A 22,792-nucleotide genomic window follows, 5' to 3' on the forward strand; every position below is an offset into this window, starting at 1 on the left:
TCCATCCGGCCCGAAGCCGTCCGACTGGACCTACAGCGTCTCCGCCGCATGGTTGCGCCGGTATTCGCCCGGCGTCATGCCCGTCCACTTCTTGAACATCCGGTTGAACGACGTGATGTTGCGGTAGCCGCTGCGGACGCTGATGTCCTGAATGCTCAGGTCGGTGCCGATCAGCAGCTCGCGCGCCTTGCCGATGCGGATGTCGTTCAAGTGATCGATGAAGTTGACGCCGGTTTTTTCTTTAATATAGACCGACAAATAGGCATTCGACATGTTGAGCTTGTCGGCCAAGTAATCGAGCGAAATATCTTCCACATACTTCGTGTGAAGCACTTCCATCACATAGCTGACGATCGGGTCGGCTTCTTCTTTCTTATCCTGGATAAGGAAGACGGCTTCCGTCATCAGACGCTCGAACTGCTCCGTATATTCGGTAACGGTGCAGCACTGCTTAAACTGCTCGACCAACGGTTGAAGCTTCTGTGCCTGCTCCGGTTCGATTTTGAAGATCTCTATAAACTTCCATATCTTCGAGCACATGGCGTCCGCAAAAAATTGGAACTGGCCGACGGACGCTTCTTTTTGCTGCATATCGAGCAGCGTCCGTTCGATGAGCTGCAGGGCGCCTGCCGCATCCGCGGCTTGGATGCACGCGTTCAGCTCCTGATCCTGGCTCGGGCTGAGGGCGAACGTGGACGCGAGCGGCCGCGGCTGCCGAATGAGCTGCGTCTCCTCGATCAGCCGTGCCTGCCGCGCCAGCTCCTGCACCTGCCGGTACGCGTCGTTAAATTGCGACGACGCGCGGTACGGCGAGCTGACGGCAATCGAGACGAGGCAGTATTCCTTGTCATGATCGAGCTGCTGCTTGAGCATAAGCAGCAGCTCCTGCAGCGCGTTCGCCGCGTCATTCCCGACGATGACGGACAAGATTTCGTTATTTTCCATCTGGAACGTATGCGAGCCCGGGAATCGGCCTTCCATCATCAGATCGATATGCTCGCGGATGTACGTGGCCGCGCGGTCTTCCTGGAGCTGCAGCTTCTCGAACGTCGCGCGGCGGAACGTGAGCCGGTACAGTACGATCGTGAAGCTTTCCTCCGCATGGATGAAGTCCTGCCATACGCTAATATCGCTGTTGATGCTTTTCAGCTTGTTGATGTAGCTGTAGCTCGTCAGCACCGACTTGTTGTGCGTCAGCTGCTGCTGCACGGCGTCGCGTTCCTGCATCAGGTCATGCAGCTTGCTCTGGATGAAATCAACCTCGCGGATGCGGCTCGGCTGCCGGAGCGGATCGCGGTCCGTAATCGCTGTAATCAGCTGCTTGATCGGCGAATGCACCCGCTTGCTCGAATAGAACGAAGCGGCCAGACCGATGCCGAGCGTCAGCACGAAGATGAACAGCAGCGTCAAGTTCACCTTCTCGACCTGCGAGGCGATGCTGGCGTAAGGAACGATCGTCACGTAGACAAGACCGTCTTCATCCGTTTCGCGGAAATAATATTGCCCGTCCCGCAGCGTAAAGTTGGAATCGGCATCGAACGCAGGCAGGGCGGCGGAGGACAAGCGATCCGACGACCGGTAAATGACCGTTCCTTCCTTATTCATGATCATGAACTGCCGCTTGTCGTCCGTACCGAAGAAAGCGCTCTGCGTCTTGGCGACGTCAATGAAGGCGATCACCTGATAGTTGCTGTTCGTGAGCCGGAAGGCGAACGGAATCAGTTCCTTGCGTTCCGACCGGTCGGCGACCTTATAGAACACCGCGGAAGGAAGCAGCTGGAAATAAGCCGGCTGCGCGAAGCGGTCGTTCCAGAACGAATAGTTGTACACATCGCTCGTGTACAAGCGGGAGAAAATTTCCTCCGCATCGCTGCTGCCGTCCTTGCCCACCGTAAACGAAGCGGACTTGTAATGGATGATCATATCGTCCAAGTAAAACAGCGGGTTATAAATGTCGCGGCGCAAGTTCGCGATTATTTTTTTGGCCTGAAGATAGTCGACATCCTGGGGAGCTCTTGTCAGCAGCTGCCGGTTGAAGCCGATGACGTCCTCTTCGCTGGTATAATCGAACAGCAGATTTTTGATCCGGGTAAAATGCGTGCCGTACCGTTCAGCGGTATTTTTCAGCATCAGCCGGTTATATTGAATAATTTCGCTTTGAATCGTCGATTTGAAAAATGTGAACGCCCCGATGTTGAACACAGCGAACAGCAGGATGACGACGACGTATCCGATGAAAATTCTGAAAAACAACGAGTTGCGAATCGCCAATCCGCGGAACACCGCTCATCGCGCTCCTTCCATAGGCTGCCTGCAGACGCTTAACGCTGCCGGACATGCAATAATAACTCTTATATATACTACACGAACAAGCCCTCAGCGCAAATGAAATGTATTTTCGATCCTGAACGCTTTTTTAGATTTGCCGCTTGCCGCGCCGGTTTCAGCCTCTGTTTCGAACAAAATGAAAAAATCGCCGCATATCGAAAATATGGTTCATGGCGCACCGCCCATCCCCTGCGTTATGATCAAAATCGTTCAAACCACAAAGATCATTTATACAGGGGGAAGGTGAATCATCCGTTGGAACAAGCATCCTTGCAAACCACCCGTCCGCAGGCCGCATCCTCGCGCAAGAGCGGCTGGCACAGGCTGCTGAAAAGCATCCGTAAGAACTGGGAGCTGTATGCGCTGTTCACGCCGGTGCTCGCGTATTTTATCGTCTTCGAATATGCGCCGATGTACGGCGTGCAGATCGCATTCAAAGATTTTATTGCAACCAAAGGCATTTGGGGAAGTCCGTGGGTCGGTCTCAAACATTTCCAGCGGTTCTTTGACAGCTTCTACTTTTGGCGGCTTATCCGCAACACGCTCGGCATCGGCTTGTACCAGCTCGTCGTCGGATTTCCGGTGCCGATTCTGCTGGCGCTGATGATAAACGAGGTACGATCGTCCAAGTTCCGGCGCTTCATCCAGACGATTACGTATGCGCCGCACTTTTTGTCCACCGTCGTCGTGGTCGGGATGATCATGATGTTTCTGTCGCCGCAGGGCGGTATGATCAACCTGCTCATCCAAGCGTTCGGCGGCCAGCCGATCTCGTTCATGACCGAACCCGGCTGGTTCAAGAGCGTGTTCGTCCTGTCGGGCGTATGGCAGCAGATGGGCTGGAGCTCGATCATCTACTTGGCTGCGCTGGCGGGGGTCGACCCGCAGCTGCATGAAGCGGCCCGCGTGGACGGAGCTGGACGGCTGAAGCGGATCTGGCATATTAACTTGCCGCATCTGATGCCGACGATCGTCGTGCTGCTGATCCTGAATGTCGGCTCGATTCTGGGCGTGGGCTTCGAGAAGGTGTTCTTGATGCAGAACAATCTCAACATGGAAGCATCCGACGTCATTTCGACCAACGTGTACCGCAGCGGTATTCTGGGAGCCCAGTACAGCTTCTCGGCAGCGGTCGGATTGTTCAATTCCGTCGTCAACTTCATCATGCTGATCACCGTCAACCGGATCGCCCGCAAGCTGAGCGAAACGAGCTTATGGTAAAAGGAGGAGGCGAACACGTATGCTTGAAACAAGATCAGACAAAATAACGGAAGCGGTCAACTACGCGCTGCTGACGCTGATATCCCTCATCGTCCTTTACCCGCTGCTGTTCGTGCTGGTCGCGTCCATCAGCAATCCCGAAAGCGTGCTGCGCGGCGAAGTGTGGCTGTGGCCGAAGGACATCACCTTCGTCGGATACGAGCGCATTCTGGGCAACCCGGAGATTATGCGCAGCTACGGCAACACGATCGCTTACACGATCGTCGGGACGGCGGTCAATCTGGTGATGACGATTGCGGCGGCGTATCCACTGTCGCGGAAAGATTTTGCCGGCCGAGGTTTGTTTACCGCCCTCATCGTGTTTACGATGTTTTTCAGCGGCGGCATGATTCCGACGTATTTGATCATTAAGAAGCTGGGCCTGCTGGGCTCGTTCTGGGTCATGATCATTCCGTCCGCCGTGTCGGTATGGAACGTCATTATTATGCGCACTTTTTTCACAACGGGCATTCCTGTGGAAATGCAGGAGGCGGCGGCGATGGACGGCTGCACCAACATGCAGCTGCTGATGCGGATCGTGCTTCCGCTCTCGATGCCGGTGATCGCGGTGATGGTGCTGTTTTACAGCGTCGGCCACTGGAACGCATACTTTAACGCTCTGCTATACTTGAATGATCGCGGGATGTACCCGCTCCAGCTGATCTTAAGAGAAATTCTCGTGCAGGGGCAAATGCAGGAGATGGTCGACGTCAGCGACGATTCGCTCGCCCGCAGCATGATGGATGCGGAAGCGATCAAATACGCGGCCGTCATCGTGGCCAACCTGCCCGTGCTGATGCTGTATCCTTTCCTGCAAAAATATTTCGTCAAAGGCGTCATGATCGGCGCCGTCAAGGGATAAACGATTCGAACGAACACTATTCATGGGGGAATGAATCGATGAAACGTACAACCTGGATACCGGCGGCCATGTCCGTCGTATTGGCTGCAGGAGCGCTGACCGCTTGCGGCAGCCCGGATAAAAAAGGCGCAGAAGGCGCAAACGGGGCGGAGCCGTCCAATCTGAACAAGACCGGCATGCCGATCGCGAGCCAGCCGATCAACATGACGTTCTTCACGGGCAAGTCGGCGACCAACGGCAGCAATTTCGAGGAAACGCTCGTATGGAAAGAGTATGCCAAGATGACGAACGTCAACGTCAAATTCGATCTCATTCCGTTCGATACGCTGACGGAGAAGCGCAATCTGGTGCTGGCCGGCGGCGATTATCCGGACGTATTCTACACCGCGAAGCTGACGCCGGCCGATTTGACCCGGTACGGCAGCCAGGGCGTGTTTATCAGGCTGAACGACCTGATCGACAAGTATGCGCCGAATTTCAAGAAGCTGATGGACAAGTACCCGGATTTGAAAAAAGGGCTGACGATGCCGGACGGCAACATTTACTCCATGCCGTCGTTCTACGATCCGAACTTCCTGTCGCTGCTCATCGGTACGCCGCTCTGGATCAATCAGGACTGGCTGACGAAGCTGAACATGCCGGAGCCGAAGACGACCGACGAGTTCTACGCTTATTTGAAAGCCGTCAAAGCTACCGATCTGAACGGCAACGGCAAGCCGGATGAAATTCCGTACGGCGGCATCGGCGTGGATGCGATGCTCGATCAGCTGAAGGGCGCGTGGGGACTCGGCACGAGAGGGCTCGGCCATAAGATGGTCGATATCGATCCGACGACGAACAAGCTGCGTTTCATTAAGACCGATCCGAAATACAAGGAACTGCTGCAATATATGAACAAGCTGTACAGCGAAGGGCTGATCGACAAAGACATCTTCACGATCAAGAATACGGCTCTGTACGCGAAAGGGCAGCAGGGCACGCTTGGCTCGACGATCATCCCGAACCCGGCGACACTCATGAACCAGAAAAACTTCATCGGGCTCGGCGCCTTGAAAGGGCCGCACGGCGATCAGCTGTATTCCAACGTGAAGGTGCCTATGGTTCATGTCGGCGCATTTGCAATCACGAACAAAAATAAAAATCCGGAAGCGGCCGTCCGCTGGATGGATTACTTCTACAGCGACGAAGGCGCGAAGTTTTACTTCATGGGCCAGAAGGACGTAACGTACAAGGAAAAGCCGGACGGCTCGCTTGAATACGTAAGCGACATTACGAAGAACCCGCAGGGCTTGACCCAGGATCAGGCGCTGGCGAAAAACTTCACCTGGCTCGGCGGAGGCTACCCTGGCTTCGTGCAGCAAAAATATTTCAACGGCTCCGAGGCGCTGCCGGAAGCGATCGCCGCGGGCAAGAAGGCGGAACCATATGTCGTGAAAGAAATTTGGAACAACTTCAACTTCACCGACGCCGAGACGGAAGTCATGTCGTCGATCGGCACCGACATTTCGACGTACATTTCCGAGATGGAAGCGAAGTTTATTAACGGCACCGCGTCCTTCGGCGATTGGGACAAATACGTTAGCACAGTGAACAAGATGGGACTGGCCGATTACATGAAGACATATCAGGCTGCCTACGACCGCTATAACAAGAAGTAAACCTGGGCTTGGGTGAGATTCGTCTGGCTCACCTAACTTACAAGGAAGTCATTTAGAGGCCGTCCCCATATGGGGACGGCCCTTTTTGTCTTAGATAATATGACTACGGATGTTTGCGCTCCTTTAACCTGGCGACGATCTGATCGAACAGGAGCCCATGCTCCCGCGCGATATCATGGGCAAAGCTCATGTCGCAAGGAGGGGCCGGGTGGACCTTATACGTTCGCTTGGACTTCGCAAGGCTGTCCTTCTCCCTCTCGTCCCCGCTCTGCTCCACGCCCGCCACCATGCTGATCAGCTCACCTTCACCCGGCAGCTCCCGGTTGATCTGGTCAACCTCCTTCGCCAGCTCGAGAATGTGCGTCGCAAATACGGATCGGCAGCCGATCAGCTTCATACCTTTCACAAGATCCCGGGCCAACAGATAGCTGTCCCGCGGGCTCGTGCTCGACAGCGATTCGTTCAATAGCAGCAGACTGCAGGAAGTCCCTTTCGTGAAGATTTCCGACAGCTTCTGAGACTCATCCGCCAGCCGGCCGTTGTTGATGTTCGGCTTCTCTTCCTCGCTGAAATGAGTGAAGATCCATTCCACCGGACTGATGACCGCCGAAGTGCCGGGCACGAATATGCCCGCCTGACACAACAGCTGGGCCAGGCCGATGGCGCGCGTGTAGGTCGTTTTGCCGCCCTGGTTCGGTCCGGTCAAAATAAACAGCTTGCCTCCCGTACCGAAATCGACGTCGTTCCCTATGATCGCTCTGCTCAGATCGGCATCCGGCAGCTTACGTACATAACCGTGTGACAAGATCACATCGTATAAATGCTTGACCTCGTACCGGCGTTCTTCCCTGGGCGCAATAGCCGGCTTGCACACAGGCAGGCCGGCTGCCGTCAGCAAGCGCAGCAGCCGCTCCGCGCCGGCATAAAAGGCGATATCGAACTCCAGCTCCGTCACAAAATCCGTATACAGATGGATATACCGCTGCAGTGCTTTGCCGATCGGTTCGATCGTCGCTCTTAGCACCTCGTCGAGACATTTGAACAGCGCAGACGTCAGCGGAGAGGTGTCCACCCCCATTATATTTTGAAAGAGGGGTACACCTTCGAAATCCTCCGCCACCGACTTCAAGCCAAGCAAGCTCGAGACGATGGAACGTTTCTTGTCCTTAAACGGCTTCGGCTCCACCGTCAAAAATACGGCTTCTTGGGCGTTCAGCTCAGGATCAAGATTAATGCCGATCGTTACGCTCGACATGCCGTTGATTTTCTCCCGAAATTCCGGCAGCTCGCGCTCCAGGGAACGGTACGCCTCCTGCCCCGTCAGCTCCGTCAAAAACCGGTGCAGACGCAGCAACCCCTCCGATTTCAAACCGGGAACATGACGGCTCAGTGCCGACTTCATGGTGTTGACGCATTGGAGATACAATTCCAATATTTCCAGCTGCCACGCGATGTTGCGGAGCTTCGGCCACGGCGATTTTGTCTCCGCCGCCAAGGCTCGTCGATCTTTGAAGCTGTCGAGCTTTCTGATCATGGGCAGAAGCGTGTGGAGATCATCGCTTAAGCCGGGATGATCCACAAAGTCTTCCATCACATCCAGTCGAAAACGCAGCACCTCGGCATTGTCGCAAAGGTTGAGAAGCAGCTTCGTCGTCTGCGGAGCGTACCGCAATTCGATGCAAAGCGCCCGCACCACGGCCTCCAGACCCAAATCCGCCGCAGACCGTTCCGCGATCCGCACCTCATCCCCGTAAGCATTCCGTTCGTCCGCACTAGGCCAGAGCAGACTTATTTCCTCCATCGCGATTCTCATGGTTTGTCCTCCCGCTTCCAACTATGACGAAGAAGAGCGGCTCTCGCATGGCATGGCTCCTCCATTCATCATTTCGTTATTTATGCGTTATTCCCAATGAATAAAACTTCACCGAACTGCTGGCTGTCGTTCCGGGTGTACCTGATTTGGCGGACTGATCGTAGCTGCCTGCTTTAAATATAGAAATGCTCGCCTTCGAAACTTGGGGGAACCGTTAATGAACTTGACTTCCCGTCGATCGTGATCGTAATGGTGTTGCCGGTATATGAAAGCGTATACGAGAATGGAGTGCCTAACGGTACTTTTCCGACGGGATGAAGCGTTGAATTCCCTCCTTGGTTCGTATTCTCAAGCAAAGCTTTGATCGTACCATCGTTATAATACATCAATTCCCTCAGCGGTTTACTTGGGGCAGGCGGAGCTTGGAAAATCTGACCTATCGTTGTATGACCTTTCGCCTGACTCAAATAATGAGGCCGCCGTATTCTTCTATGCGGCAGCCTCAATTTGATTCATATTTTACCATAAATGATGTACAAGCGTACTGTTTTATAATAACCGCCTGAACGGTTCTTTTCCCGATCATACGATTCGAATCGGGAGACTCTTTAAGGTTTGGCCCATCGGCGAATCGGTCAAATGCGCCAGCACGTCAAATTTCTCCGTTTGGCCGATATCGGCAAACCGCTTTACAAACGAAGCCAAGGCGATGCGCGCCTCCATGCGGGCGAGCGGGGCGCCCAAACAGAAATGCGGACCGGACCCGAATGCGAGATGCTGCTGGTTCTCCGCGCGATGAATATCGAACTGCTCCGCGTGGGGGAATTGCGATTCGTCCCGGTTGGCCGCGCCCGTCCACACCATGATCATCTGTCCTTGCTTCATATCGGGGCCGAATACGGAGGTGTCCTGCACAATCTTCCGGTCGTTCGTCGACGGGAAACGGTAACGCAGCACCTCCTCAATCAGCTTGGGCACGAGCGATAGGTCGGCCCGCAGTTCCCGGTACACGCCCGGCTTGTCGAACAGCATGGAATAAAACATATTGGAGATCAGCGTTGTGGTGGTTTCGTTTCCCGCGCCGAGCAGCCCCATGGCGGAGCCGACCACTTCTTCGTCCGTCAATCGTTCGCCTTCGAGTTCGGCCTGCGTCAGGTCGGAGATGATGTCATCGGACGGATGCTTCCGTTTGTCGACTACGATCGGATACAAATAATTGTGAAATTCCTTCATCGTTTGCAATTTTCGGGCTTCCGTGTCCCCGAAAGTTTCTTTCGCATAGGGGAGGAAGATGACGTCCGACCAAGCTTTAATTTGCGCCCGATCCTTGGCAGGGACGCCAAGCAGCTCCGCGATCACGGTCACCGGAAGCGGGACCGCCAGCTTGTCTACAATATCGACGGTCGATTGCCCTTCGATCTCCGTCAGCAGTTCGTCTACGATGGACTGAATGCGCGGCTCCCATTCTTCAAGCGACCGGGGCGTGAACGCTTTAGCCAGCAAGGCGCGGCGGTTTCGATGCTGCGGCGGATCGCAGAAGTTGACGTTGCTTCGATTGTCCATCAGCTTGGGAATCGGAATAAAGCTGCGTTCTTTTTTATTGGAAAATAATTGGTGGTCGAACAGCACGCGCTTGGCATGCTCGTACAAAAACACATTCCAGACATCCTGCTCGGCATCGTAGTAGACGGGATACTGTTCCCGCATTTCTTTGTACCAAGGATACGGATTCCACTGCGCTTCCTTCGATCTCAGATTCGATATATCCTGAAGTAGAATCGTTTGCGTCGTTGAGTTCATCCAGTCCTCCGCATGTTGAGATTATTCATATGTAGTATGGTTGAACATTTACATTTTATGCCGTTATTTTCCTCGAAAAGTGATTTTTATGTGATATAATCATTGATTGACACGTATGCTTCAACAGTTTACGGAGTTTCCAAAAAAGGAAAGTTGGTGTTTTTTTGATATTATCTACATTACGCGAGAAGGCACGCCAAAGCTTGCAAGGCCGCTGGTTGAACTTTGTAGGATACACCATTGTCATCCTGCTCGTTACGACCGTGATTACAAATGCGCTTGAGCGTATCGATCCTAAGGATTCCGCGGGTCTTGGTACAGTTCTTTCGCTTCTGTACAGCCTGCTGGTAGTCAATGCGGTTTCGCTCGGAGTCAATGCCTTATTTTTGAGGGCGGCTCAGGGGCAAGAGGTTTCTCTTGGCATGATCTTAGAATATTTCACGAACGGTCGCTATGCGAAGGCGATTATTATGTACTTGTTGATGGGAATATACTTGGTTCTTTGGACGCTGCTGCTCATTATTCCAGGCATCATCAAAGGTTTTTCCTATGCGATGACTCCCTTTATCTTGATTGAGGATCCGCAGCTGACGGTGAATGAAGCGATCACGAGGAGCCGGGAAATGATGGACGGGCACAAGTGGGAGCTATTTTGCCTATATCTTTCGTTTATCGGTTGGTTTCTCTTGTCGATCGTTACGCTCGGAATCGGCATGTTATGGCTTATTCCGTATGTAGAGACCAGCTTGTGCCATTTCTATCTTAAATTAAAAGAAAAGCAGCCGCCCCTTTACTCTGTCGAGTAACGGCGACATCGATCAAACCGCCTCACCTGGAGCAATGGTGGGAAGCGGGCTCGTATCCTTTAGGTCTACATGTAATATGGAGCTGCCATAAGTTATAACCGGGAGGATCGTTTACTAATTTAAGGGGTGACTTTCCATGGATGATACGAAGCGTGTCAAGGAAGTTTTACTGAACTATTCTTTTGACGACCCTACCGTGGAATTCATTCGTCACAATGAAAATATGACTTACAAGGTCATAGATAACGGATCTGAAGATGCTTACTTATTGCGAATACATAAACCAATAACCAAGAACATGCAAGGTGTCCAAACCACGCGTGAGGCGATTCGATCGGAGCTTCAATACTTGTTAGCTTGGTCTTCCCATTCCGAAATGCCTGTTCAAATCCCTGTGCCGAATCGAAACGGTGAACTCGTCTCACGTATTGTTATTGAAGGCGAGGAAGTGCATTGTTCCGTCTTAAAATGGATTTACGGGGATACGATGTCCAAGAGCGATTTTGCAAATCGGGAAACGGTGAGTGCCTTGGGGAAACGTCTGGCCTCATTACATCAGTTTTCGCAGAGCTTCGAAAACGATTCAAGTTGGATAAGGCCCGAATACGGGATCGCGTGGGTAAATACGATGTTGACCAAATTGCGGTCAGGTGAAACAATGGGCGTGATCACCACTGAGGAATTTCACCTCCTCGAACATGCAGTTTTGCTCGTAATCGATCGGATGAAAGGGTGGAGCACCGGTTTCGAGACACGGGGATTCATTCATGCCGACATTCACTATAGCAACTTAATCCGCACATCAAGGGGAATCTCATTCATTGACTTCGGATTATCGGGGTTTGGATATTACGCTATGGATGTCGCGCTGGGCGCCCTGTTTACGGCAAGTGAACTGCGGGATGAGCTTCTGTCCGGCTACGTTTCCATGGGTTCCGGAATAATTGACATCGCGCAATTAGAGGACTTGATGTTTCTGAATATAAGCGACTACTACGCATTTCTCGTCAGCAGAACCGAAAAGCATATGTGGATCCGTGAACATATACCAAGTCTGATACAGCTTTGTAAAGCTTTGCTTGAAGGCAATACGGTTTTTTATCATATGAATCAAGTCGGCATCCGTATTTGAACTTGTATATGAGATTAGTCCGCACTTATCTGGAGGTCGTCCGTCATTAGAACCCACGTCATCAAATTCTCCCTTGCCTTCACACTCGCAGTATCGGCTCTTGTACCTAGCTTGTCCAAGGCAGAAGCTGTGGATGCCGGTGAGCCATCTGCAGCGATTGAACCAGTGTTTAAAACGGATTATAGCGGCCACTGGGCCGAAAATTCGATTTACTGGGCGCTTAAACAAAGTATCGTCCGAGGCTATGAGGACGGTTCATTTCAGCCGGATCGGATCGTCTCCGAGGCGGAATTTTTAAGCATGCTTATCCGTCTGTTCCCGGATGGTCGCAGCCGTGCTGCTGAACTGTCTGCTACCGGGGAAGCGAGCGAATGGTCCGATCCTTACTATAAACTCAGCTCCGATGCGGAATATGGCCTTCCGACGATGGGACTGACCGATACGTCGGCTCGAAATAAGCCGATCACCCGCGGTATGGTGGCACGGATGATCGCGGGAACGGCCGGGAATAACGCCCCCGAGGACGATGCGATCCGTTACTTGTACGTGCAAGGTTTATCCGACGGTAAGACGGAACGGACGATCGCTGGATTTGCTGCAGCCGATTCGTTAACGCGTGCGGAGGCTGTACAGTTTTTGCAGAAAATGGCGGATAAAGGACTGAACCGTCAACTTCACGAGACGAGTCAGGTTTCCCCTACAGCCGCCAGCTTAGGCCAGCCCGCTGAAACCACGAAGCCATCGACCTCCAAGGGAAATCCGGAGTCCGTGGTGTTAAAAGTGAAGGCCGATCCATCCAAAGGATTTTACTGGGATTATTACATGAAGATACCGGTTATTTCGCCAACGCGGCCCGGTCCGCTCTACTTGCTTGTCGAGCCGAACAACAACGGCGTACTGGATAGCATAGAAGCGTACGATCTGCTCGTGAAAAATGAAATAGAGTCTTCGACGGGGCATGCGATTGCCAGGCAGTTGAATGTTCCTTATCTGATCCCGGTTTTTCCAAGGTATCAAGGTGTGTATACGCATTCGTTAGACCGGAACACGATGCAAATTACGTCAGGCAACCTGCAGCGGCTAGATCTGCAACTGCTCGCTATGATTCGCGACGCCCAGCAGCGGATCACGGAGCGTGGCCTGAAAGTAGAACAGAAAGTATTCATGAACGGCTTCTCTGCATCCGCCAAATTCGTTGAACGGTTCTCGGTTCTTCACCCTGAGGAGGTGAGAGCACTCACGATAGGAGGCGTTAGCGGATTTTCGATGATACCTGCCGCAGAATGGGAGGGGACCAAGCTCCCATATCCGATCGGTACGGCAGACCAGCAGTCGTTTACCGGCCATCCGTTCGATTTGGTGGCATACAATAAAGTATCCCGGTATATATACATGGGAGAGCTCGATGATAACGATTATTTTCAATCCAATGATCCGACCGATCTTGTTAACCGTTTGTTCGGCAGAAGGATGATGCCCGAGCGGTGGAACAAGACACAGACCGTGCTAGCTAAACTCGGCTCGACCGCTCAATTCGTAACGTATCCGAAGCTAGGGCATAGCTACAAAAACAAACTCATGACAGATGATATTGTGTATTTCTTCAAGGTGAACGGAGGGGAAGACAACGTGCAAATAACGCCGTTCGTCGCTCCTGCAGATCGACCGAAAGCAAGTCCTTAAACGACATGGAGCAGCTATATACCAAACGATTCGCCTCCGCCTCACCAAGGACCACCGGCAACTAGCGCGGAGCAGGCTTCAGGAAACTCTCAACCTACGGTAGGAGGGAAGTATCGATGGGGAATATCAAGCCATATGTCAATTATGAAGATTTTGGCGCGAAGGGCGATGGAGAGACAGACGATATGGAGGCGATCTGTGCCGCACATGCTTATGCCAATGCGCACGGCTTGCCGGTGAAGACCAGGTCCGATGCAACGTATTATATTGGCCCCAAAGCTTTGACGGCCGTCATTGAAACGGATGTGGATTGGAGCACGACACGATTTACCATCGACGATACGGTTGTTGAGAATCATAAATTGGCTTGTTTTCATGTAAAGTCCGTACATACGCCTATAGAGCTGAAGATCCCGGCTTTGACCCGGGATCAGCGACAATTGGATATCGCGCTGGAGTCGGATTGCTATGTTATTGTTACTAATGACAACAAGAAGAGATTTATCCGATTTGGATTAAATCAGAACAACGGGTCGAGTCAAACCGACTGCTTTATATTGAATAAAGAAGGCTCCATTGTTTCGCCTATTGATTGGGATTATGAGGAGATTACCAAGGCGGAAGCATGGCCAATCGAAAACAATGTACTGACCCTCAGCGGCGGTATTTTTACAACAATCGCGAACCGTGGAGAGTCCAAATACGATTATTATGGCCGCGGGATCGATATTACCCGATCCAATACTGTGATTGACGGGGCGGTTCATTATATAGCAGGCGAAGTCGGTCACGGTTCTCCATACCGGGGATTTTTGAATGCCGTGCGCTGCGCTTATGTGACGATCCAGAACTGCTTTGTAAGCGGACACAAAATATACACAACGATTGGCTCTGCGGGGAAGCCGGTATCGATGGGATCTTATGATCTTCATGCGAACAGCGTCATTGAGTTTAGGCTGCTCAACTGCCGGATGAACAACATTACAGACCGGACGCGATGGGGCGTTGTCGCATCGAATTTTTGCAAAAATATTCATGTGGAAAACTGCGTCATTTCGAGGCTGGACGCACATATGGGCGTATCCGGGACGTATACCATAAAAGATAGCCATATCGGATGGCAGGGCGTCAAAGCCATTGGCAGAGGGGTATTAATGCTGGATCATGTAGTCGCTCACGGGAATGCGTTAGTGGAATTCAGGAGTGACTACGGCAGCACATGGGAGGGCGAGGTCATCATTCGGGATTCCAATTGGATTCCATCAAACGGCCATGGTCGTACGCCCGAGCTTTTTGCTATTAGAAACAACGGCATGCATGATTTCGGATATACGTGCTACATGCCCCGGAAGGTGGAGATCACCAACCTGCATATAGACGATTCCAACGTTCCGGCGAACGATGAAGCTCTTTATTTATTTTCCAATCCGTGCGACGACCGGGAGGAGCAGGACATCAAGCCGTACCCCTATGTATCCGCAAAAAAAATCATCTGCCGCAATGTCGTTTCAACGAGCGGTAAACAGCTGAACGTATGCCGGAATCCAGCGCCTTTTGCGGAAACGGAATTCATCGTATCGGAATGAGGACCGGTGTCCAATTCCAGGTAAAGCCTAGGGGTGGAAGCGCATCAATGGTCACGGTCGAAAGTTACGACCAGGTTTCGGCCCTTCGCCCCTTTTTGGCTTAAATTTCATGGATGTCATCTATGTTCGCATTACCCAATCGGAACATGTATATCAATAAGAATCGAAACCATCGCAATCGGCCGCATACGTGAATTTTCTTAGTTTCTATATCATAAGGTTTGGTGGTGGACAAAGGTTTGAGTAAGGGAATGCAGCTGTTAAACATGTTACTGATGTGCGCCATGGCGTGCGTCTGGCTCCCGGCAGCCTATGCTGCCGATTCGCAGCAAGGTGCAGCCGGACAAGCAGCCGAAGCCATCGTGCTTACGCTGAATGAACGAGTGGCCGTGGTCCGAAATGCCGAGGTCACGCTGGATGCTCCTCCAGTGCTTGTTCGGGACACGACGATGGTACCGCTTCGCTTCATCGGGGAATCGCTGGGGGCGAAGATCGCGTGGGACGCGGCAACGAAGAACATCACGCTGACAAACGGAACAGACCGGATCGCGCTGAAGCTCGATCAAACATATGCAACGATCAACGGGAAGCGGGTGCTTCTGGAGCAGCCGGCTGTATTAATGGGAGATACGACAATGGTGCCGCTTCGCTTTATCGCGGAAGCGATTAAGCTCGACGTCGCTTTCGATGCGGACAGGCAGAGCATCACCTTGACCGGCCAAGGAACAGGTTCCGGCCCGAGCCCCCGCAAAAAGCTGGGACAGCCGACGGTGGAGAATCTGACGCAGCAGCTCGTCCAGTACAAAGGCGGCACCCATCTGATAAACAACCGCCTTACCTATGAGGTTACCGCGCAAAGCGAAATATTGAGCATCGCCGCGGCCGATGCGAATCAGGTGTATATACTGAAGAAGATCGTTTCCGGGTCGAATGCGTATCAATTGTTAAAATGGAACGGGAAGGACGGTACGATTGCGCCGGAAGCTGCATTCGATTTCGACGAGAAGCTCAGCTTCGATTATTTGGACCGGTATAACTTGAAAAGCAGCATGGATTACCGCTATATCGTCCCGCAAAAGCTGTATTATGACGATGCGAGCCGGAAGCTGTATTTGCAGGCCGCTCCAACCAAAGCTGGTTTCGAAAGCGATCTTAGCACCGTAATCTATGAAATATCGCCCAATGTAAAAATGGTTACTTATTTCGTCAGTAAAAATACGAATGACGAGAGCCATAACTTTTTTGCAGCGGCAGGGGATAACGCGTTTTATTACGGCGATCTTTCAACGGGTAAGCTGTGCAGGGCGAAGGCCGGGGAGCGATGCGAGCCGTTCTCGAGCTTCTCGTCGGAACGGGGCAACAACAAGCTGACGGCGGCGGTGCGCGGCGATGAGGCGTTTGTCTTCGACCCGGCGCAGCAGCGTTTAAGCAAAGTGACGCCGAACGGGCTGGAGGACGTTGTCCGGCTGAACGTGGACCGCATTCGCTCCGCCGCTTCCCGCAACGGCTTGTTTTATGTGGCGAACGACCGTTACATCTACGAATTGAACACGGAAGGGAAGCTGACGGAATACGTCGATCTTCAGAAAGTGGTATACAAACGAGGCGTATTCAATCCGGTCACCAAGAGGTACGACACGATGGACGCGCCGGACTCGTTCAGCCGCACCCGCCTATCCGTTCCGGGCGTGATCGAATGGACCCCGGAGTCGATCTTGTCCGCGGACGCGAGCGGCAATCTTGTCATGTACGACAGCAAGAGCAGCGCGGTGCGGAAAATTAACGTGTACCCGGAATAAGGGATGGCGTCACGGCTGATCCCGAAGAATGCGGCGCGGCGTTCCGATTCATTCGGGCGGAACCCCTTTGAAACTTCGCGGGCATTGTGCTATGATGTTGCCTATATAAAAAGTGTAGTAAGTGAAAAAAGCGTAGAAGAGAATAAAGTGCAACGATGCTTATGTCCAGAGAGCAAAGGGAAAGCTGGAACCTTCGCCATAAACGTTGTACGAAGTCATCTCGGAGCTTTTGCTTGAAAGCGGAGCAGTCGATGGACGCCGGAGAAGCGGCGAGCCGTCGCGGCATGACCATATCCGCGAGTAGATCCAAACGGAATGGCACCCGTTATCGTGCTGCAGGTAAGGAAATCTTACCTCTTGAGGCTGCGATCGCAAGATGGCAGCGAACCAGGGTGGTACCACGAGAGCATACCCCTTTCGTCCCTAGGCCCGGCAGCTATATGCTGCCCGCCTGCGGATGAGAGGGGTTTATTGTTTTGAATACGAAGAAGCGTGGAAGAGAGTAAAGCGCAAACGGGCCTTACGTTCAGAGAGCAGAGGGAAAGCTGAGACCTTTGCCGTAAGTGTTGCGCGAAGTCGTCTCGGAGCTTTTGCTTGAAAGCGGAGCAGTCGATGGACGCCGGAGAAGCGGCGAGCCGTCGCGGCATGACCATATCCGCGAGTAGATCCAAACGGAATGGCACCCGTTATCGTGCTGCAGGTAAGGGCGACCTTACCTCATGAGGCTGCGATCGCAAGATGGCAGCGAATCAGGGTGGTACCACGAAAGCATACCCCTTTCGTCCCTAGGCCCGGCAGCTGTATGCTGCCAGCCTGCGGATGAGAGGGGTTTTTTAGTGATAAATAAGGAGGAACATGTTATGAAAAAATCGACGGCAGCGCACAGTGAACCGGCCTCTCAAGCAGAGGCGACCATAACCGGATCGGAGGCGCTCCTGCGCAGTTTGCTGCAAGAGGGCGTGGAATGCGTATTCGGGTACCCGGGAGGAAGCGTGCTGTATATCTATGACGCGATGGCCGGCAATCCGGAGTTCAAGCACGTATTGACGCGGCATGAGCAGGGAGCAATCCATGCGGCGGATGGGTACGCCCGGTCTACCGGCAAGGTAGGCGTATGCATCGCCACATCCGGCCCGGGAGCGACCAACCTCATCACGGGCATTGCGACGGCTTATATGGACTCGGTGCCGCTCGTTATCATTACCGGCAACGTCCCGACGGCCGTGATGGGCACGGATGCCTTCCAGGAGGCGGACATATTCAGCATGACGATGCCGATCACGAAGCATAATTACCTCGTTCTGGACGCGAACGACCTGCCGCGGATCGTTCGGGAAGCCTTTCATATCGCAAATACCGGGAGGAAGGGACCGGTACTGATCGATATTCCGAAGGACGTGTCGAACCAGACCATACGGTATGAGCCGTCCCCAAGCCTTAACTTGCGAGGATACGACCCGTGTCCGGAGCCGGCTACGGCGGAGATCGACCGGTTGATCCGGGCGATTGCCGAATCGGAGAGACCGGTCCTCATCGCGGGCGGCGGGGTCGTGTATGCGAATGCCGCCGAGGAGCTGCTCGCATTCGCTAATATTACGCAGGTGCCCGTCGCCGCTACACTGCTTGGCTTGGGCGGCTTCCCCGGCAGCCACAGCCTGTTCCTTGGGATGGCGGGACATCACGGGACGTATGCGGCGAATACGGCGATCCAAAACGCCGATCTGGTCATTTCGATCGGCTCGCGGTTTGACGACCGAGTGACGATGAAGGTGGACGGCTTCGCGCCCAAGGCGAGACGGATTGCCCATATCGACATCGATCCTGCGGAAATCGGGAAGAACGTCAAGACGGATATCGCTTGCGTCGGGGACATCAAGGCTGTGCTCCAGTATGCCAATACGATCGCGGTACCGGCTCCTTGCGGCCGCTGGCTGGAAGAAGTTCAAACGAACAAACGGAATTACCCGCTGCGGTATACGGACTCTGACACGGAGCTGAAGCCGCAATTCGTTATCGAGATGATCCATGAGGCTACCGAAGGCGAAGCGATCGTGACGACGGATGTCGGTCAGCATCAAATGTGGTCTGCACAATTTTACAAGTTCAAGCATCCGCGCTCGCTGATCTCGTCGGGCGGCTTGGGAACGATGGGCTTCGGCCTCCCGTCGGCGATCGGAGCCCAGATCGGGAATCCGGACCGGATCGTCGTATCTGTCAACGGAGACGGCGGCATGCAAATGTGCGCGCAGGAGCTGGCGATTTGCGCCATTCATCAGATCCCTGTCAAAATCGTCGTCATCAACAACCGGGTGCTGGGGATGGTACGGCAGCAGCAGGAGCTGATGTACGAAAGCCGTTACAGCCAAATCGATCTCGCGGGCAGTCCGGATTTCGTAAAGCTGGCCGAAGCGTACGGTGTGAAGGGGCTCAGGGCAAGCAATAAAGCGGAGGCGATCCTCGCTTGGCAGGAGGCGATGCGTACGCCGGGTCCTGTGCTTGTGGAGTTCGTCGTGTCGAAGGACGAGAATGTGTATCCGATGGTTCTTGCCGGAACCCCGCTAAATCAAATGCTATTGGGCGATTTCGAATAAGAATGCGCGCAACAGATGAACGCAGGCAAGGCGAAAGAGGCAGCTGAGGCATCGTTTCGTCAAATGACGGCCATGGCTTAGACGTATTCGGTACGATGTGGTACTGTAAGGATAATAACAATTATTCAACTGATTTGGAGTGGGCCGTTCACATGTATCGTAGTTTAGAGGAATGCATTGTCGAGCTTGAACAGCACGGACATTTGGTGCGTATTCGCGAGGAAGTGGACCCTTATCTGGAAATGGCCGCGATTCACATGAAAGTATATGAAGCCGGAGGACCGGCGTTGTTGTTCGAGAACGTGAAGGGGACGAAATTCCGCGCTGTATCTAATCTGTTCGGCACGATGGAGCGGTCCAAGTTTATATTCCGCAACACGTGGGAATCCGTGCAGGACGTAGTGGCGCTGCGCAACGATCCGATGAAGGCTCTGCGGAACCCGCTCAAGCAAGTCGCAACCGGGCTGGCGGCATGGAAGGCGCTGCCCGTCAAGCAAGCCGGCGGCCAGCCGGTGACGCTGCAGGAGATCTCCATTACGGATCTTCCGCAAATCCAGCATTGGCCGATGGATGGCGGCGCGTTCATTACGCTGCCTCAAGTCTACTCGGAAGACCCGGATAAGCCGGGCATTATGAATTCGAATCTCGGGATGTACCGCGTGCAACTGAGCGGCAACGATTACGCGGCTAACCGGGAAATCGGGCTGCATTATCAGATTCACCGCGGCATCGGCATCCATCAGGCGAAGGCAACCAAGCGAGGAGAGCCGCTGAAAGTGAGCATATTCGTCGGCGGTCCTCCGGCGCATACGCTGTCGGCCGTAATGCCGCTGCCCGAAGGGTTAAGCGAGATGACGTTCGCCGGCCTGCTGGCCGGGCGCCGTTTCCGCTACAGTTATGTCGACGGCTACTGCATCAGCAACGATGCTGATTTTGTTATTACCGGGGAAATATATCCGGGCGAGACGAAGCCGGAAGGTCCGTTCGGGGATCATCTCGGCTACTACAGCCTGGTCCACCCGTTTCCGCTCATGAGAGTGCATAAAGTGTACGCGAAGCCGAACGCGATCTGGCCGTTCACCGTCGTCGGCCGGCCGCCGCAGGAGGACACTTCCTTCGGCGAGCTGATTCATGAATTGACGGGGGACGCCATTCAATCGGAGATTCCGGGCGTCAAGGAAGTTCATGCGGTCGACGCCGCGGGCGTTCATCCGCTGCTGTTCGCCATCGGCAGCGAGCGCTACACTCCGTACCAGAAGGTGAAGCAGCCGAGCGAGATGCTGACGATCGCCAACCGGATTCTGGGCACGAATCAGCTCAGTCTGGCGAAATACGTATTCATTACGGCGGAGGAAGAAGTGCCGCTGGATACGCACCGGGAAGCCGACTTCCTGATGTATATACTGGAGCGGATCGATCTTCGCCGGGATGTTCATTTCTACACGAACACGACCATCGATACGCTGGATTATTCGGGTACCGGACTGAATGAAGGGAGCAAGGCGGTTCTTGCCGCGTACGGGGACAAGAAGCGGGACTTGTGCAAGGAGCCGCCTGACGTGCTGACGCGGCTGGGGGAATTTGCGAATCCGCGGCTTGTCATGCCGGGGGTCGTGGCGCTTGAAGGACCAAGCTATACAACGGAGGCGCAGGCGCAGCAGGAGTTCCGCGCGCTTAGCGATGCGATCGCGGCCGAAGGTCCGATGCCATCGTGCCCGCTGATCGTTGTGTGCGACGACAGCCGCTTCCTGAGCGATAACGTTGCCAACTTCTTGTGGGCGACCTTTACGCGCAGCAATCCTTCGCATGACATGCACGGCGTGAACAGCTCGACCGAGCATAAGCATTGGGGCTGCGACAATCTGATCATCGATGCGCGGATCAAGCCCCATCATGCGCCGCCGCTTGAATACGATCCTGCCGTTCTGAAACGCATCGAGCGCTTGTTCGTCAAAGGCGCGTGCCTCGGCAGTTTATAGCAGAGCAGATGGGCGTCCGAGAACGCATGACGGCGCCTGACAACAACGAATAGAAGCTTCCGGCACGGAGCGGCGATCAGGCTGCTTGCGTGCCGGAAGCTTTTGCTGCTTCACGGGGAGAATCGAAGGCGTCCCGCACTGAGGTACTGCGCGGCGACGGCCTGGCTATTCCAGGTTTGCGTGCTGGCCGAACATCGCTTCCGAGCCGATCTTCTGCGATGCCATCAGCCTTAGGATGACTGCATCGAAAAACAACAGCAACGTTTGCTCGAACAAGGAGCCCATCGGCTGGATCGTTCCGAAGGCGCCGTCGCTCTTGTCCTTGGGCGCACCGGGCAAACGCACGACCACGTCTGCCGTTCCCCCGATCGTCGATTCGGGGAATATGGTGACGGCGGCCACCGCCGCGCCAATCCCTTTGGCTTTAGCCGCCATGGACGCCAGGCTCTTTGTTTCCCCGGAGCCGGACCCGATGATCAGCAGGTCGTCCTGCGTAAGCCCGGGCGTCACCGTTTCGCCAACGACATAGGTAGCGTAGCCCATATGCATGAGCCTCATCGCGAATGCGCGGATCATGAGGCCGGAGCGGCCGGCGCCGGCGACGAATATTTTGTTCGCTCGTACGATGGCGTCCGCCAGCTGCTCCGCTTGCGCATCGGACATTTGCCCTGCGGACCGTTCCAGCTCTTTAATAATCTCGGCCAAATATTCCGTCGTCCGCATCGGGTTACCCTCGCTTGATAAGCCCGTGCATTTCCGCAGCTGCGGCTTTTATATCGTTCTGGCCCGTGATGCCGCCGCCTACGATGATCAGATCCGGCCGGGCTGCGATCACCTCGGGCAGCGTGCTCAGCTTAATGCCGCCGGCAATGGCCGTCTTGGCATGCTTCACGACGCGTTTGATCGTCTGCAAGTCCTCGAACGAATTTTTGCCGACGGCTTGCAGGTCGTATCCGGTATGCACGCAAATGTAGTCGACGCCGAGCGCGTCCACCTGCTGTGCGCGTTCTTCCAGATGCTTGACCCCGATCATATCGACGAGAATTTGTTTGTTATGCTTTCTCGCCTCCTCGACTGCGCCTTGAATCGTCAAATCCTCGGACGCGCCAAGCACCGTAACAATATCCGCCCCGGCTTCGGACGCTTTCATGACCTCGTATCCGGCGGCGTCCATAATTTTCAGGTCGGCGAGAACGGTCAGGTGGGGGAAAGCGGCTTTGATTTCTTTTACGGCTTTCAACCCTTCATTGATCACGACAGGCGTGCCGATTTCCACGATATCGATATACGGTTCAACCTCTTGAATGACTTGCTTGGCTTGCGGGATGTCTACCAGATCTAATGCCAGTTGTAACTGCATCGTGATCACTCCTCTTCTGTGTTTGGGTTGTGCTTTCATAGCCATGGGCACATTGTAAAACGTAAATTCCCAAAAGAGAAGTACGCACTATTTTGTAACGTAGTACCCAAACGGATACCAAGGACATGGAAAAAG

General features: G+C 53.8%; 16 protein-coding genes. 10 read left to right on the forward strand and 6 right to left on the reverse strand.

Going from position 1 to position 22,792, the window contains the following annotated elements:
* Positions 1 to 30 precede the first annotated feature (30 nt).
* A complete protein-coding gene (locus KXG62_RS15550) occupies positions 31 to 2,283 on the reverse strand; it encodes a helix-turn-helix domain-containing protein (RefSeq protein ID WP_218092900.1) in 2,253 nt (750 codons plus the stop codon).
* 369 nt (positions 2,284 to 2,652) lie between these two features.
* Between KXG62_RS15550 and KXG62_RS15555 the strand changes: the two genes are divergently transcribed.
* The 3 genes from KXG62_RS15555 to KXG62_RS15565 are packed head-to-tail and all read left to right on the forward strand — an operon-like array spanning position 2,653 to position 6,108.
* Complete coding sequence (locus KXG62_RS15555; RefSeq protein WP_218092944.1) at positions 2,653 to 3,549, forward strand: ABC transporter permease; 897 nt, start codon at positions 2,653 to 2,655, stop codon at positions 3,547 to 3,549.
* Positions 3,550 to 3,568: 19 nt separating this feature from the next.
* Positions 3,569 to 4,450, forward strand: a complete 882-nt coding sequence (locus tag KXG62_RS15560) for a carbohydrate ABC transporter permease (RefSeq protein WP_218092901.1) — start codon at positions 3,569 to 3,571, stop codon at positions 4,448 to 4,450.
* A gap of 38 nt (positions 4,451 to 4,488) precedes the next feature.
* Positions 4,489 to 6,108, forward strand: a complete 1,620-nt coding sequence (locus tag KXG62_RS15565; protein WP_218092902.1) for an extracellular solute-binding protein — start codon at positions 4,489 to 4,491, stop codon at positions 6,106 to 6,108.
* A 103-nt stretch (positions 6,109 to 6,211) separates the two neighbouring features.
* Here KXG62_RS15565 and KXG62_RS15570 read toward each other — a convergent pair whose 3' ends face one another.
* The 3 genes from KXG62_RS15570 to KXG62_RS15580 form a co-directional block, all read right to left on the reverse strand.
* On the reverse strand, positions 6,212 to 7,921 hold the full coding sequence (locus KXG62_RS15570; protein ID WP_218092903.1) for a MutS-related protein: 1,710 nt from the start codon (positions 7,919 to 7,921) through the stop codon (positions 6,212 to 6,214).
* A 173-nt stretch (positions 7,922 to 8,094) separates the two neighbouring features.
* Positions 8,095 to 8,427: a polysaccharide lyase family 7 protein gene (locus KXG62_RS34650; RefSeq protein ID WP_425517346.1), complete on the reverse strand. Its 333-nt coding sequence runs from the start codon at positions 8,425 to 8,427 to the stop codon at positions 8,095 to 8,097.
* Between the two features lie 76 nt (positions 8,428 to 8,503).
* Positions 8,504 to 9,721 carry a cytochrome P450 gene (locus KXG62_RS15580; protein WP_218092905.1) on the reverse strand — a complete coding sequence of 406 codons (1,218 nt, stop codon included), beginning with the start codon at positions 9,719 to 9,721 and terminating at the stop codon, positions 8,504 to 8,506.
* Between the two features lie 164 nt (positions 9,722 to 9,885).
* On the opposite strand from KXG62_RS15580, the gene KXG62_RS15585 reads away from it, so the two are divergent.
* From KXG62_RS15585 to KXG62_RS15615, 7 genes are all read left to right on the forward strand, one after another.
* Complete coding sequence (locus KXG62_RS15585) at positions 9,886 to 10,527, forward strand: DUF975 family protein (protein WP_281426824.1); 642 nt, start codon at positions 9,886 to 9,888, stop codon at positions 10,525 to 10,527.
* 136 nt (positions 10,528 to 10,663) lie between these two features.
* Entirely contained in the window at positions 10,664 to 11,659 is a 996-nt protein-coding gene (locus KXG62_RS15590; RefSeq protein ID WP_218092907.1) for a phosphotransferase enzyme family protein, read from the forward strand.
* 165 nt (positions 11,660 to 11,824) lie between these two features.
* Positions 11,825 to 13,342 (forward strand): S-layer homology domain-containing protein, encoded by a 1,518-nt coding sequence (locus KXG62_RS15595; protein ID WP_218092908.1) that lies wholly within the window; start codon positions 11,825 to 11,827, stop codon positions 13,340 to 13,342.
* Between the two features lie 116 nt (positions 13,343 to 13,458).
* Positions 13,459 to 14,928, forward strand: a complete 1,470-nt coding sequence (locus KXG62_RS15600) for a hypothetical protein (protein ID WP_218092909.1) — start codon at positions 13,459 to 13,461, stop codon at positions 14,926 to 14,928.
* A gap of 239 nt (positions 14,929 to 15,167) precedes the next feature.
* On the forward strand, positions 15,168 to 16,727 hold the full coding sequence (locus tag KXG62_RS15605; RefSeq protein WP_218092910.1) for a copper amine oxidase N-terminal domain-containing protein: 1,560 nt from the start codon (positions 15,168 to 15,170) through the stop codon (positions 16,725 to 16,727).
* A gap of 860 nt (positions 16,728 to 17,587) precedes the next feature.
* Complete coding sequence (ilvB, locus tag KXG62_RS15610) at positions 17,588 to 19,318, forward strand: biosynthetic-type acetolactate synthase large subunit (RefSeq protein ID WP_218092911.1); 1,731 nt, start codon at positions 17,588 to 17,590, stop codon at positions 19,316 to 19,318.
* A gap of 152 nt (positions 19,319 to 19,470) precedes the next feature.
* Positions 19,471 to 21,297, forward strand: a complete 1,827-nt coding sequence (locus KXG62_RS15615; protein WP_218092912.1) for a UbiD family decarboxylase — start codon at positions 19,471 to 19,473, stop codon at positions 21,295 to 21,297.
* 165 nt (positions 21,298 to 21,462) lie between these two features.
* Here the strand turns inward: KXG62_RS15615 and hxlB are convergent, their stop codons facing one another.
* Positions 21,463 to 22,020 (reverse strand): 6-phospho-3-hexuloisomerase, encoded by a 558-nt coding sequence (gene hxlB / locus KXG62_RS15620; RefSeq protein ID WP_218092913.1) that lies wholly within the window; start codon positions 22,018 to 22,020, stop codon positions 21,463 to 21,465.
* 4 nt (positions 22,021 to 22,024) lie between these two features.
* Entirely contained in the window at positions 22,025 to 22,657 is a 633-nt protein-coding gene (gene hxlA, locus KXG62_RS15625) for a 3-hexulose-6-phosphate synthase (RefSeq protein WP_218092914.1), read from the reverse strand.
* Positions 22,658 to 22,792: the final 135 nt, after the last annotated feature.

The organism is Paenibacillus solanacearum (assembly GCF_910593845.1).
Lineage (GTDB): Bacteria > Bacillota > Bacilli > Paenibacillales > NBRC-103111 > Paenibacillus_G > Paenibacillus_G solanacearum.